We start from the raw sequence: 15089 nt of genomic DNA, 5'->3' as shown, positions 1-15089 counted from the left end.
AGGTTCTGGATAAACCTAGGGGGTACTTTGCCTTATTTTTTGCCTAAAAATGTTTACACATACTTTTATACATCATCGATATAATCGAAAAATCGCCGATAAAAATTTCATTTACTGAAACGTGCACTGCGTATTTGTAATTTGAAAATAGCCTTCTTTACTTCTCCTCGTCTTTCTCTCTCACAGCAGAAAGTACAGTTTGTTTTACCCATGCTTTTCTTCGTTTATGTTGTAGACTCCATTGGTATAAACTTTGCGCACCTAAAATAAGTGAAATGACGATGCCGCTAATTGCTATTAAAAGGGCGAAAAATTCAAGTGGCGATGATATTTTGTTTGAATCGGTGTTTCTTAACAGATCAATCATAGTAAACCCTAACATTTGGCCTACTACAGAGTAGAGCGTTAAAATTAATAATAAAAGGCTATCTTTTTTAGAGGCGACATTTTCTTGATATTTAAACAAACTATCAAGATTTTGTTTTGCATTCGAGTATAGTATCTCGATGTTAAAAAGCTTTCTTAAGCGGAAGAAAATATCTTCACTCTGTGATTGGGATACTAGCTCTAAAGAAAAGTAATTCGCCGTAAACGAATTAATTGAATAAATTAATTTCTCTATTTCATTTGTATCTTGTTCTATGTTTAATTCAGCATAAGCGTTTGCCATTTTCAATAAAACAATTTTATGAAATAGATTTAACAATAAAGCGTAATAAAACTCCCCATACATTTGACTCGCAAGTTTAGTAAATTCGCGTTCTCCTTCATTTGTTACACATGTGAATATATGTTCTTCCATTATGAAATAGCGATTCGGAGCCCATCTTTGGTAAGCGTGTTGTTTTAAATAATCATGAATATAAGGCAGATTATTTGCACTCACATATGCCTTGCCATCACTTGTTAACCCGGAAAGACTAGAAGTACGATAAACATCCACTTCATTCAGTTCCATATCTTCTTTTATAGATAATAAAGTTTGTACGTACATTCGCTGATCTTCAAAGAAAGGAAAGGTTTGAAAGTAAGAACTTCTTAATCTCTTCTTCTCAAAGAAATCTGTTACGCCATGAAATAAATAACCAAAAATGAATCTTTCCACTTGGGAATACTTTTTTCCGTTACATTCAATACAAATAGTCTCGTTTGTATCATTTTTAGTTTCAAGTACACGGAAACGGGCCGCAAATTCAATTGCTTCTGATAATGTCATGTTTGGAGCGGTTTCTACTTCTGTCCGAATTGTTAAGAAGCCAAGCTCATAAGGACAAAGTGTTACGTCAATAGAATGAATGTTGAATGGAACGGAAATAAGATTTGTTGTTAAATGTCCAGTTAAGTTAAGGTCTTTAGAATAGCGCTGTAACCCCTTTTGATGCTCTGAATGAGGAAATAAAATTTTATTTGTAAATGAAAGATAATATGCTTCCATATTTTGATGTGAAACTTGAAATTTTCCATAGTATGTATTTTCATTTTCAAGATGATCGAGTCGAAAAGGGCGAAAATCATTTTTTTGTAAGAAAGGGAACATCTCTTGTTCATATCCAGCTTTAAACGAAAACGGGAATATAAATTGAAATATAGCTGTTGCTACATCTTTTTCCTCAATTACTTGTATTGCCTCCATCTACATTGTTTCCTTTCCATATATGCTATAAAAACAACATGCCCAAATTCATTTGAAAATAACCACTGTTTTATACTTGATTAAGAATGAAAATTCAGCTTATTTAGTAGGGGACATGTATAATGTTATGTATACTGAATGTTATAAAATTGTATTTTGAAAAGGGGGATGTTGTATGCGTATTTTAGTATTAGGAGCTGGTGGCGTTGGAGGCTTTTTTGGAGGTCGCTTAGTAGAAAAGGGAGAAGAGGTTACGTTTCTTGTTCGCAGTAAAAGGAAAAAACAATTGGAGGAAAGAGGACTTGTAATCCGCAGTGTTAACGGGGATTTTTCCTTTCAACCAAATTTAATAACGAAAGAAGATCAAACTGCTCCATTTGATGTGATTCTATTTTCAACAAAAGCATATCACTTAAACGAGGCAATTCAAGATGTGAAGCCTTTTGTAGGTGAAAACACTGTGATTATTCCATTGTTAAATGGTATCGCTCATGTATCACTATTACAAAAGGAATTCGGTGAGGAAAAAGTAATTGGCGGTTTATGCTTTATCGAGACGACTTTAAACGATCAAGGAGAAATTGTACAAACTAGCGCTGCCAACAGACTTGTGTTTGGAGAAATGAAGTCTCAAGATTCAGAGAGAATAAAGCATATTTCAAAAGCATTTGCAGGTACGAAATCTAGTTTTGTTTTAAGTGAAAACATTATGCAAGATATGTGGCATAAATATTTATTTATTACTGTAATGTCGGGTGTGACGACATTAATGCGGGCACCGATAGGACCGATTCGTGAAAGCGAAGGTGGACGCGATTTTATCCAAAACTTATTTGAAGAATGTGTACAAATTATGAGATCTATGGAAGCGCCAATTAAAGATGATATTGCCGAGGAACATATGAAAACAATTGATAAAATTTCGTATAATATGAAGTCATCGATGCAGCGTGATATGGAAAAAGGTTCGCTTATTGAAGGGAAGCACTTGCAAGGATACTTACTAGATATAGCAGAACAAATTTCTATAGAAACACCATTATTAGGAGCAGTATATCAAAATTTGAAAGTGTATGAAGAAATGACCTTTAACAAATCAGCAATACAATTGGATGTATGAAAAAATAAAAAAGAAAGCAATATATAAGTGTATTGCTTTCTTTTTTTATGACAAATCATTTATTTCTTTTTGTTCTATCTGTCAAATTTATTTCCTGTTCACGTTTACCGTATAATTGATTAATTTCATTTGCTAATGCATCTAAATAGGAATCGGAAAAAATAGGCTTCTTTTCTTTAGACATATAGATCTCCTTTATTGATTTTTTAGTATTCATTATGTATATTTACCGGCGGATTATGCGCAATCATTTTAATTTTTTCTTTTTAAAAATTTTTGTTTACATTTTGAAAATAAAGGAGTATTATAATCCACAGTTTCAATTTTCTAAATCGCTGAAACCGCATGGTGCGGGGGACCCGTTCTTATGGATTAGTTCTTAATCCAATGGGGTGAATCCTTGAAAAAGGTAGGGCTACTCATGGGCCCGAATCCGACAGCTAACCTCGTAAGCGTTATATTGAGAAGGAAGGTGGAGCTTGTGCGACAAAAAAAATAATGTCTACAAGTCTATTTCGTTATGGCTTGTAGACATTTTTTGTTTTCTGAAGAAATCGTTTATCCGCTATAACTAGCAGAAAAGTTCGTACAAAATTATTGGAGAGTGGACAGCAGTGGTTTCATCTATTAAAAGATTTTTAATTGGAAGACCGTTAAAATCAACAGAGCTTGGAGAACAGAAGCTTAATAAAACGAAAGCTTTAGCTATTTTATCTTCTGACGCATTGTCATCAGTTGCTTACGGTCCAGAGCAAATTTTAATTGCTTTAGCAGGTGTTGGAGCGATCGCTTATTGGTATTCCATTCCGATCGCTGTTGGGGTATTAGTATTATTGACGGCCCTTATTTTATCTTATCGTCAAATTATTTTTGCTTATCCGCATGGCGGGGGCGCGTATGTTGTATCAAAAGAAAATTTAGGGATGAATCCAGGCTTAATTGCTGGAGGATCTTTATTAGTTGACTATATTTTAACTGTTGCAGTAAGTGTGTCTGCAGGTACAGATGCGCTCACATCTGCTTTTCCTAGTTTACATGCACATAATGTAATCATTGCGATTATATTTGTTATATTTATTACCATCTTAAATTTAAGAGGTGTAACGGAATCAGCTTCCGTTTTAGCATATCCTGTTTATTTATTCGTTTTGGCACTATTTATATTAATTGGTGTAGGGATATACAATATTTTAACGGGGCACGTGTCACCAACTTTACACACGCCGATTGGAACACCAGTTGCAGGGATTAGTTTATTTTTATTACTAAGAGCATTTGCATCAGGTAGTTCTGCTTTAACAGGTGTTGAAGCAATTTCAAACGCAATTCCAAACTTTAAAGATCCTGCACCTAACAATGCAGCGAAAACATTACTTGCAATGGGTGCATTACTTGCAGTTTTATTTTCAGGAATTGTGTTCTTAGCTTATTATTACGGAATTTCCCCAAGTAAAGAAGTAACAGTTGTTTCACAAATTGCTGAACAAACATTTGGACGTAATTTCATGTACTATTTTATACAAGGTACAACAGCTTTAATATTAATCCTTGCTGCTAACACAGGCTATTCTGCATTTCCACTATTAGCAGTTAACCTTGCAAAAGACAAATTTATACCAAGAATGTTTACGATTAGAGGAGACCGTCTAGGTTATTCAAATGGTATTATTATACTTGGAATTGCATCAATTATTTTAATTGTAGCTTTCCAAGGACAAACGGAACATTTAATCCCGTTATATGCAGTAGGCGTATTTATTCCATTTACCCTTTCTCAAAGTGGTATGGTATTAAAATGGCTTCGTGAAAAACCGGAAGGATGGGCTTTACGATTAACGGTCAATTTAATTGGTGCAGTCATTAGTTTTATCGTAATGAGTATGTTCTTTTTAACTAAATTCGCACAAGTTTGGTCAATTCTTATTTTCTTACCAGTTATTATCTTCTTATTCCATCGAATTAAGAAGCATTATGATGCAGTGGGTGATCAATTAAGCTTAAAAACTTGCGAACCTCTTATTCCAATTGAGGGGAATGTAATTGTCGTTCCGGTGGCTGGTATGACGCATGTAGTAGAGAATTCATTAAACTATGCGAAGTCTCTTTCTGCAGATCAAGTTATTGCTGTATATGTCGCTTTTGACAGGGAAGAGGAAAAGAAATTTGAAGAGAAATGGAAGAAGTGGCAACCTGAAGTAAGGCTTGTTACTTTACATTCTCATTATAGAAGTATTATTCAACCGCTAACAAAGTTCATTGATACAGTACAGTATAAAGCGAGTGAATCAAATTACCGAGTTACGGTCGTTATACCACAATTCATTCCGAAAAAAGGTTGGCATAACATTCTTCATAATCAGTCTAGTTTACTCATTCGTGCGTATTTACTCTATAAAAGAAATGTTGTTATTACAACAGTACCATATCATTTGAAAAAATAAGAAGGTTTTTTAAGGATAGCTTTACGAAAGTGAAGCTATCCTTTTTGTGTATACGCTATGCATAATTGCATACGAATCCAAAAGATATATTGATATAATTTTTGTATCTGTGAGTAAGTAGAGGTTTTTGTTGTGATATATGGATATTCCAATTGAAAAAGTAAAGTGGATTATATTTTAAAATAAAGACATGAAAGCTTGAAAATAAAGGGAATGAAAATACTTCTTTACGTTATATAAATAGCTGTGTTTAAATGACCTTACAGTATAAAACTTATATGAAAACAAAACGGAATTTCATATTTACGTACGTTATTTAGTTTAATATGAATAATATTTTTATGTAATATATTCACTGTGTGAATGTGGAAATTGCTATAAAATAGAAATTTTATACAATGTTATTCATACTAATCACATATGAAAAAATAATAAAATGTTTTGTGACGATAAGTAAGTACTGTAGCAATACGAGAGAGGTGGTTCATACATGGATTGCGGTGAGAACGTTCTCTATTTTAACCATCTCAAATTATGGGTAAGAAAATAGAATAATAAAATGCGATAGTAATAGTTGCTAATACATAGGAGGAGTTAAAGTGAAAAAGACTTTAATTACAGGGTTATTGGTTACAGCAGTATCTACGAGTTGTTTTATTCCTGTAAGCGCTTACGCTGAGGAGGGGCAAACAGAAGTGAAAACAGTATATGCACAAAATGTAATTGCTCCAAATACATTATCGAATTCAATTAGAATGTTAGGATCACAATCACCACTTATACAAGCATATGGATTAGTTATTTTACAACAGCCAGACATTAAGGTGAACGCGATGAGTAGTTTGACGAATCATCAAAAATTTGCAAAGGCAAATGTAAGAGAGTGGATTGATGAATATAATCCGAAGTTAATCGACTTAAATCAAGAGATGATGAGGTATAGTACTAGATTTAATAGCTATTATAGTAAGCTCTATGAACTAGCAGAAAACGTAAATGAAAATGAACAGGCAAAAGCAGATTTTACAGGCGCATATGGAAAATTACAATTGCAAGTACAAAGCATACAAGAGAGTATGGAGCAAGATTTATTAGAGCTAAATCGATTTAAAACAGTATTAGACAAAGATAGTAATAACTTATCGATAAAGGCTGATGAAGCAATAAAAACACTACAAGGATCAAGTGGAGATATTGTGAAGTTAAGAGAAGATATTAAAAGAATTCAAGGGGAAATTCAAGCTGAACTAACTACTATATTGAATAGACCTCAAGAAATTATTAAAGGTTCTATTAATATCGGTAAACAAGTATTTACAATTACAAATCAAACTGCACAAACGAAAACAATTGATTTCGTTTCTATCGGTACTTTAAGTAATGAAATTGTAAATGCTGCCGATAGTCAAACGAGGGAAGCAGCTCTTCGCATTCAGCAAAAGCAAAAAGAGCTATTGCCACTTATTCAAAAATTATCACAAACTGAAGCAGAGGCGACTCAAATTACATTCGTTGAAGATCAAGTAAGTAGCTTTACAGAACTAATTGATCGTCAAATTACAACATTAGAAACGTTGTTAACGGATTGGAAAGTTTTAAACAATAATATGATCCAAATTCAAAAAAATGTTGAAGAAGGCACATATACAGATAGTAGTTTACTACAAAAACATTTCAACCAAATTAAAAAAGTAAGTGATGAAATGAATAAACAAACGAATCAATTTGAAGATTACGTTACAAACGTTGAAGTACATTAAAAATAAGTAACGATATAGGGAGAGAAGAAAAATGACAAAAAAACCTTATAAAGTAATGGCTCTATCAGCACTTATGGCAGTATTTGCAGCAGGAAACATGATGCCAGCTCATACGTATGCAGCTGAAAGTACAGTGAAACAAGCTCCAGTTCATGCGGTAGCAAAAGCTTATAATGACTATGAGGAATACTCATTAGGACCAGAAGGCCTAAAAGATGCAATGGAAAGAACAGGTTCAAACGCTTTAGTAATGGATCTGTACGCTTTAACAATTATTAAACAAGGTAATGTTAACTTTGGAAATGTATCGTCTGTTGATGCTGCTTTAAAAGGAAAAGTGATTCAGCACCAGGATACAGCTAGAGGAAATGCGAAGCAATGGTTAGATGTATTAAAGCCACAGCTTATTTCAACGAATCAAAATATCATTAATTACAATACGAAATTCCAAAACTATTATGATACTTTAGTTGCTGCGGTTGATGCAAAAGATAAAGCGACGCTTACGAAAGGATTAACTAGATTATCAAGTAGTATTAATGAAAATAAAGCGCAAGTAGATCAGTTAGTAGAAGACTTAAAGAAATTCCGAAATAAAATGACGTCGGATACGCAAAACTTTAAGGGTGATGCAAATCAAATTACATCTATTTTAGCTAGTCAAGACGCTGGAATTCCGCTATTGCAAAATCAAATTACAACGTACAATGAAGCAATTAGTAAATATAATGCAATTATTATCGGTTCATCAGTTGCGACAGCTCTAGGGCCAATTGCAATTATCGGTGGTGCAGTAGTTATTGCTACAGGTGCAGGAACGCCGTTAGGAGTGGCGTTAATTGCAGGTGGTACAGCAGCTGTAGGCGGTGGTACAGCTGGAATCGTATTAGCAAAAAAGGAGCTTGATAATGCACAAGCTGAAATTCAAAAAATAACAGGACAAGTTACAACTGCTCAATTAGAGGTAGCAGGATTAACAAACATTAAAACACAAACAGAGTATTTAACAAATACAATTGATACTGCAATTACAGCGTTGCAAAACATTTCAAACCAATGGTACACAATGGGGTCAAAATACAATTCTTTACTTCAAAATGTAGATTCAATTAGTCCGAATGACCTTGTTTTCATTAAAGAAGATTTAAACATTGCGAAAGATAGCTGGAAAAACATTAAAGACTATGCAGAAAAAATTTATGCTGAAGATATTAAAGTAGTAGATACGAAAAAAGCATAATCGAATACGAATCGTTAGGGCGTTAAGTGTTGATGAATGATTTGAAGCTCCTGTTCAGTTGTGAGCAGGAGCTTTTGATATCCTTATAAAGAAAACAGGTGAAAAGTATGCAGAAACGATTTTATAAAAAATGTCTTTTAACGTTAATGATTGCTGGGGTGGCAACGAGTAATGCATTTCCTTTACATCCTTTTGCAGCAGAACAAAATGTAAAGGTGCTACAAGAAAATGTGAAAAACTATTCTCTTGGACCAGCTGGATTCCAAGATGTAATGGCACAAACGACATCAAGCATGTTTGCAATGGATTCATATGCAAGATTAATTCAAAATCAACAAGAGACGGATTTGAGTAAAATAAGTTCGATTAATAGTGAGTTTAAAGGAAATATGATTCAGCACCAACGAGATGCAAAAATTAACGCGGCGTATTGGTTAGATCATATGAAGCCGCAAATTATGAAAACGGATCAAAATATTATTAATTACAATAATACTTTTCAAGGGTATTATAATAGCATGCTAACTGCGATTGATCAAAAAGATAGCGTAAAGTTAAAAGCGGATTTAGAAAAATTGTATGCGGATATTGTAAAGAATCAAAATGAGGTAGATGTATTATTAGGAGATTTGAAAGCCTTTCGCGATAGAATGGCGAAAGATACAAATAGTTTCAAAGAGGATACAAATCAGTTAACAGCGATATTGGCAAGTACGAATGCGGGTATTCCAGCTCTAGAGCAACAAATAAATACATATAACGATTCGATTAAAAAGAGTAATGATATGGTTATTGCTGGTGGCGTACTTTGCGTAGCTCTAATAACATGTCTTGCTGGCGGACCGATGATTGCGGTTGCGAAAAAAGATATCGCAAATGCAGAACGAGAAATCGCTAATTTAAAAGATAGAATTTCTGGAGCGCAAGCAGAAGTCGCAATTTTGACAGATGTAAAAAATAAAACAACAAATATGACTGAAACGATTGATGCAGCAATTACAGCACTGCAAAACATATCAAATCAATGGTATACAGTAGGGGCAAAATATAATAACTTATTACAAAACGTAAAAGGAATTACTCCTGAAGAGTTTACGTTTATAAAAGAAGATTTACATACAGCAAAAGATAGCTGGAAAGACGTAAAAGATTATACAGAAAAATTACATGAAGGCGTAGCGAAGTAAACAGTGGACTAGTTCTGCTGTTTACTTTTTTATCCTGTTTTTGTGAGAGGTGGACTTGTAATTTGATATATAAATTTCTGATCAAGTCTTTTATATTTAATGTTTTAATGAAAAAAGCTATACTGTAAGCAAAACTAAAAATTGGAAAGGAAATACTAGAACATGGAAAATTATCTATTATTTATCCTTACAGCAATGTTAATCATAATGATGCCTGGTCCTGGTTTTGCACTAGTTACAAAAAATACTATCTCGCATGGTAAAAGTGGTGGGATAAAGACAGTTTTAGGAACGATATCTGGAATGATGATTCATACAATAATGGCTACGTTAGGACTCTCTGCTATTCTAATGAAATTTGCTATGTTATTTACATTTATAAAATGTGCTGGGGCTTTTTATTTAATTTACTTAGCTGTAAAGTCAATTAAAAGTGCCTTACATAAAAAAGAAGATATGTCAGGTCCAATAGAAATGGACTCTAAGAATATTGGGGCAATTAAAAGCTTTAGACAAGGATTTACTACGGCAATTTTAAATCCAAAAACTGCTGTGTTCTTCCTTAGTTTTTTACCTCAATTTATTGTAAGTAATCAAAATCATTTCCTCCAATTTCTTTTATTAGGAGTCACATTTACGACTTTGACCGCAATATGGTATTTGCTTTATATCTCGCTAATACGTCAATTAAGAACTTTTTTAAGAAAAGAACGAGTGAACCGTATAATGGAGGGTATTACGGGCGCAGTATTATTAGTATTTGGGGTTAGATTATTTTTCCAAAAATAAATATGTATATGAAAAGAGAAATAATCAATAGTGGTTATTTCTCTTATTTATTCTAATACTATTTCACACTTACATACTAATTTGAGTTTTAAAAATGAGTTTCTCAATAATCCGACCTGTTTGCTTAATAAAAAGATTCTACATTATGGGAGACAAGTCGTCCGTAAACGCCCAATTTGTGAGGGATGATAATCAGTAGGGGAGGGACAAACTCCCCATTGATTAAATTTCATTGTATATACTAAGCGGAGTAGAAGTTCAGGTATATAAAATTCAGTAGTCGAAATTTCTTGCATAAAGCTGTATAATGCTTGTAACGAAAAGGAAATACAGGAAAGGATTTGTATTGAGTTACTATGGATAAAGATAAACAACAATTAAGTGTTGAAGTTGCAAGATTATATTATCAATCAGATTATAGTCAGCAAGAAATTGCTAACAAATTAAATATTTCAAGACCGACGATTTCCAGGTTATTAAAGTACGCGAAAGAAAAAGGATTTGTTCAAATTAGTATAGCCGATCCATTCGCTGATTTAGATAATGTCGGTAATTTACTGAAAGAAAAATATAACTTGTTAGAAGCACATGTTGTATTTTCCCCAGTGCCAGAATATGCAACGATTACAGAGTATATAAGTAAATATGCAGCTGAGTATATGGAAAAGACGGTTAAAAACGGTGATATCGTTGGTGTAAGCTGGGGAATGACGATGTATGAAATCGCTAGAAAAATCGTACCACAACATGTAAAAGGTGTAGAAGTTGTCCAGCTAAAAGGTGGTATTAGCCATTCGAGTGTAAATACATATGCAAATGAAACCATTGCATTATTTGCAGATGCTTTTCAAACGACGCCAAGAAATCTACCTCTTCCAGTTATATTTGATAATGCAGTGACAAAAGAATTAGTAGAGCAGGATCGACATATTCATCACATTATCGAAATGGGGAAACAAGCGAATATTGCAATTTTCACTGTAGGAACAGTGCGAGACGAAGCGCTATTATTCCGATTAGGTTATTTCGATAAGGATGAAACGAGTTTACTCAAAAAACAATCGGTCGGTGACATTTGTTCACGTTTCTTTGATGGAGACGGAAATATTAGTAGTGAAGAAATTAATAAGCGAACCATCGGAATTGAGTTAGAAGAACTAAAATTAAAGAAACGCTCTATTTTAGTTGCAGGTGGGAATAGAAAAATAAAAGCAATTGATGGTGCGTTACGTGGCGGATATGCAAATGTATTAATTATCGATCAGCATACGGCGAAAGAATTGTTACATTATCAAAAAGAAGATTAGAAATAAAAGGCTTTCTCAAGATATTAATCTTGAGAAAGCCTTTTATTTTGTTATGTATGAATTATGGGATTATTTTTGAATACAAATTGCTTTTTTTTAAATAATTATGGATATTGAGATACATACTACCATTGTTAATATAAAAGTTTTGATTTTAAATAGGAAGTGTTTCTTAGTTAGAATAAGCTTTACTTACTACAGAAAAATGCCTTTCCAAAAAGAATGAACAAAATTTCAAAAGTGTATTTACATTTGTTCAACTAAGAGTTAGAATGAAGTTGTTAAAAGATATGAGGAGTGAAGATAATGAACATTGCAAAGTTAATTGACCATACAATTTTAAAAGCTAATACTACTAAAGAAGATGTTATGAAAGTAATCGAAGAAGCAAAGGAATATAAATTCGCTTCTGTTTGTATTAATCCTACATGGGTAAAGCTAGCTGCTGAAGAATTAGCTGGACATGATGTAGATGTTTGTACTGTAATCGGTTTCCCATTAGGCGCAAGTACTACTGAAACAAAAGCTTTCGAAACAAAAGATGCTATCGAAAAAGGTGCAACTGAAGTTGACATGGTAATCAACGTAGGCGCTTTAAAAGATGGCGACGACGAACTTGTTGAAAAAGACATTTATGAAGTAGTACAAGCAGCAAAAGGAAAAGCTCTTGTAAAAGTAATCATTGAAACTTGCCTATTAACAGATGAAGAGAAAGTACGCGCTTGTGAATTATCAGTAAAAGCTGGTGCTGATTTCGTAAAAACTTCAACTGGATTCTCAACTGGCGGAGCAACTGCTAAAGATATCGCATTAATGCGTAAAACAGTTGGACCAAACGTTGGTGTAAAAGCATCTGGTGGCGTTCGTACACGTGAAGATGCAGAAAAAATGGTAGCTGCTGGAGCTTCTCGCGTTGGAGCAAGTGCTAGTGTTGCAATCGTATTAAATGATGCAAAAGGTGCTACAGATAACTACTAATCATTAATGAAGTCAAAAGCAATAGATACACAAAGTAAAGTGTATCTATTGCTTTAACAATTGAAAATAATGTAAGCGGATACGAATGGGAGGAGACGGCTTATGAAATACTTAATCGGTGTTTTAGGCCTCGTATTGATTTTAGGTATCGCTTGGCTTGCTAGTAATGATAGAAAGAAAGTCAAATATCGCCCAATCATAACGATGGTTATATTACAATTCATTTTGGGGTTTCTATTATTAAATACAAGTGTCGGGAATATATTAATTAGCGGAATAGCAGATGGTTTTGGAGAGCTGTTAAAATATGCCGCTGACGGTGTGAATTTCGTATTTGGTGGATTAGTAAATCAAAAAGAGTTTTCGTTCTTTTTAAGTGTATTAATGCCAATCGTATTTATCTCAGCTTTAATCGGTATTTTGCAACATATTAAAGTGTTACCTATTATCGTGAAATCTATCGGTCTAGCATTAAGTAAAGTAAATGGAATGGGGAAACTAGAATCATATAACGCTGTTGCTTCTGCGATTTTAGGACAATCTGAAGTGTTTATTTCAGTTAAGAAACAACTAGGATTATTGCCAGAGAAAAGAATGTATACATTATGTGCATCTGCAATGTCTACCGTTTCAATGTCTATCGTTGGATCGTATATGGTGTTATTAAAACCGCAATATGTTGTAACCGCTTTAGTGCTTAACTTATTCGGTGGCTTTATTATCGCTTCTATCATTAACCCTTATGAAGTTACTGAAGAAGAAGATATGTTAGAAGTACAAGAGGAAGAGAAAAAGACTTTCTTTGAAGTATTAGGAGAATACATTATAGACGGATTTAAAGTTGCGATTACAGTAGCAGCTATGTTAATTGGTTTCGTTGCTCTTATCGCATTCATTAATGCCGTATTTAAAGGTGTAATCGGTATTTCATTCCAAGAGATTCTTGGTTATGTATTTGCGCCATTTGCATTTATTATGGGTGTACCTTGGCATGAAGCAGTTAATGCCGGAAATATTATGGCAACAAAATTAGTATCAAATGAATTTGTCGCTATGACAGATTTAGCACAAGGAAACTTTAATTTCTCAGATAGAACGACAGCGATTATATCTGTATTCTTAGTTTCATTTGCAAACTTCTCTTCAATTGGAATTATTGCAGGAGCAGTTAAGAGCTTAAATGAAAAACAAGGGAATGTAGTCGCAAGATTTGGTTTGAAATTACTTTTCGGTGCAACATTAGTAAGTTTCTTATCAGCAACAATCGTAGGATTATTATTTTAATAGATTCATATCATATAAAAAGGAATGGTGATTGTAATGAGAATGGTAGATATTATTGCGAAAAAACGTGACGGTAAAGAATTAACGACTGAAGAAATCAAGTTCTTTATTAATGGATATACAGACGGAAGTATTCCTGATTATCAAGTGAGTGCACTTGCAATGGCAATCTTCTTTAAAGATATGACAGATCGCGAACGTGCAGATTTAACGATGGCGATGGTTGAGTCTGGAGAAACGATCGACTTATCAGCAATTGAAGGAATTAAAGTAGACAAACATTCAACTGGCGGTGTTGGTGATACAACAACATTAGTATTAGGACCATTAGTAGCTGCTTTAGATGTACCAGTAGCAAAAATGTCTGGTCGTGGTTTAGGACATACAGGCGGAACAATTGATAAATTAGAAGCGGTAGAAGGATTCCACGTTGAAATTACGAAAGAGCAGTTCATTGATATTGTAAACCGTGACAAAGTAGCTGTTATTGGACAAACAGGAAACTTAACCCCTGCAGATAAAAAGATTTATGCATTACGCGACGTAACAGGAACAGTAAACTCAATTCCTTTAATCGCAAGTTCAATTATGAGTAAAAAAATTGCAGCTGGTGCTGACGCAATCGTACTTGATGTAAAAACAGGTGCTGGCGCATTTATGAAGACAGAAGAAGATGCAAAAGAATTAGCACATGCAATGGTACGTATCGGAAATAATGTAGGACGTCAAACTATGGCTGTTATTTCAGATATGTCACAACCACTTGGTTTTGCAATTGGTAACGCTCTAGAAGTGAAAGAAGCGATTGATACGTTAAAAGGTGAAGGTCCAGAAGATTTAACAGAATTAGTACTCGTATTAGGAAGTCAAATGGTCGTACTTGCGAAAAAAGCAAATACATTAGAAGAAGCGCGTGAAATGCTAATTGAGGTTATGAAAAACGGAAAAGCAACTGAGAAATTTAAAGAGTTCTTAAGCAATCAAGGCGGAGATAGCTCAATTGTAGACAATCCAGAAAAAATGCCACAAGCGAAATATGTAATTGATGTACCTGCAAAAACTTCAGGTGTTATTTCTAACATTGTTGCAGATGAAATTGGTATCGCAGCTATGTTACTTGGTGCTGGCCGTGCGACAAAAGAAGATGAAATCGATTTAGCAGTAGGATTAATGTTACGTAAAAAAGTTGGCGATGCAGTAAAAGAAGGCGAGCCATTCGTAACGATTTATGCAAATCGCGAAAATGTAGAAGATGTAAAAGCAAAAATTTATGAGAACATTTCTATTGCTGAAACAGCAGTGGCTCCTAAATTAGTGCATACAGTTATTACTGACTAATCATCATTACAC

The 15089-nt window shown here is 33.7% G+C and carries 12 protein-coding genes and 1 riboswitch; of the genes, 10 read left to right on the top strand and 2 right to left on the bottom strand.

Going from position 1 to position 15089, the window contains the following annotated elements; all coding sequences use genetic code 11:
• Positions 1-157: 157 nt before the first annotated feature.
• On the bottom strand, positions 158-1633 hold the full coding sequence (locus tag FH036_RS07450; RefSeq protein WP_139895586.1) for a hypothetical protein: 1476 nt from the start codon (positions 1631-1633) through the stop codon (positions 158-160).
• Between the two features lie 175 nt (positions 1634-1808).
• Between FH036_RS07450 and panE the strand changes: the two genes are divergently transcribed.
• Positions 1809-2753 (top strand): 2-dehydropantoate 2-reductase, encoded by a 945-nt coding sequence (panE, locus tag FH036_RS07445; protein WP_139895585.1) that lies wholly within the window; start codon positions 1809-1811, stop codon positions 2751-2753.
• A gap of 55 nt (positions 2754-2808) precedes the next feature.
• Here panE and FH036_RS27370 read toward each other — a convergent pair whose 3' ends face one another.
• Positions 2809-2937, bottom strand: coding sequence for a hypothetical protein (locus FH036_RS27370; RefSeq protein WP_000031869.1), 129 nt, complete (start codon positions 2935-2937; stop codon positions 2809-2811).
• A 139-nt stretch (positions 2938-3076) separates the two neighbouring features.
• Positions 3077-3223: riboswitch (cyclic di-AMP (ydaO/yuaA leader) on the top strand.
• Between the two features lie 144 nt (positions 3224-3367).
• Here FH036_RS27370 and FH036_RS07440 point away from each other — a divergent pair.
• The 9 genes from FH036_RS07440 to FH036_RS07400 all read left to right on the top strand — a co-directional run bounded on the left by FH036_RS07440 (position 3368) and on the right by FH036_RS07400 (position 15077).
• Positions 3368-5194, top strand: a complete 1827-nt coding sequence (locus FH036_RS07440) for an APC family permease (protein ID WP_049111383.1) — start codon at positions 3368-3370, stop codon at positions 5192-5194.
• Between the two features lie 599 nt (positions 5195-5793).
• Positions 5794-6954: a non-hemolytic enterotoxin NHE subunit A gene (nheA, locus tag FH036_RS07435; protein WP_044790436.1), complete on the top strand. Its 1161-nt coding sequence runs from the start codon at positions 5794-5796 to the stop codon at positions 6952-6954.
• A gap of 31 nt (positions 6955-6985) precedes the next feature.
• Positions 6986-8194: a non-hemolytic enterotoxin NHE subunit B gene (gene nheB / locus FH036_RS07430; protein ID WP_000162993.1), complete on the top strand. Its 1209-nt coding sequence runs from the start codon at positions 6986-6988 to the stop codon at positions 8192-8194.
• A gap of 107 nt (positions 8195-8301) precedes the next feature.
• Positions 8302-9381, top strand: a complete 1080-nt coding sequence (gene nheC / locus FH036_RS07425) for a non-hemolytic enterotoxin NHE subunit C (protein ID WP_044790435.1) — start codon at positions 8302-8304, stop codon at positions 9379-9381.
• 162 nt (positions 9382-9543) lie between these two features.
• A complete protein-coding gene (locus FH036_RS07420) occupies positions 9544-10170 on the top strand; it encodes a LysE family translocator (RefSeq protein ID WP_000433004.1) in 627 nt (208 codons plus the stop codon).
• 356 nt (positions 10171-10526) lie between these two features.
• Complete coding sequence (locus FH036_RS07415; protein ID WP_000356563.1) at positions 10527-11477, top strand: DNA-binding transcriptional repressor DeoR; 951 nt, start codon at positions 10527-10529, stop codon at positions 11475-11477.
• A 306-nt stretch (positions 11478-11783) separates the two neighbouring features.
• Complete coding sequence (gene deoC, locus FH036_RS07410; protein ID WP_139895584.1) at positions 11784-12455, top strand: deoxyribose-phosphate aldolase; 672 nt, start codon at positions 11784-11786, stop codon at positions 12453-12455.
• A 102-nt stretch (positions 12456-12557) separates the two neighbouring features.
• A complete protein-coding gene (locus tag FH036_RS07405; RefSeq protein ID WP_000876191.1) occupies positions 12558-13739 on the top strand; it encodes a NupC/NupG family nucleoside CNT transporter in 1182 nt (393 codons plus the stop codon).
• A gap of 36 nt (positions 13740-13775) precedes the next feature.
• Positions 13776-15077: a pyrimidine-nucleoside phosphorylase gene (locus FH036_RS07400; RefSeq protein ID WP_001983022.1), complete on the top strand. Its 1302-nt coding sequence runs from the start codon at positions 13776-13778 to the stop codon at positions 15075-15077.
• Positions 15078-15089: the final 12 nt, after the last annotated feature.

This window comes from Bacillus sp. CD3-5, assembly GCF_006349665.1.
In the GTDB taxonomy this organism is placed as follows: domain Bacteria; phylum Bacillota; class Bacilli; order Bacillales; family Bacillaceae_G; genus Bacillus_A; species Bacillus_A paranthracis.
This window is presented reverse-complemented; position numbering and strand designations above follow the sequence as displayed.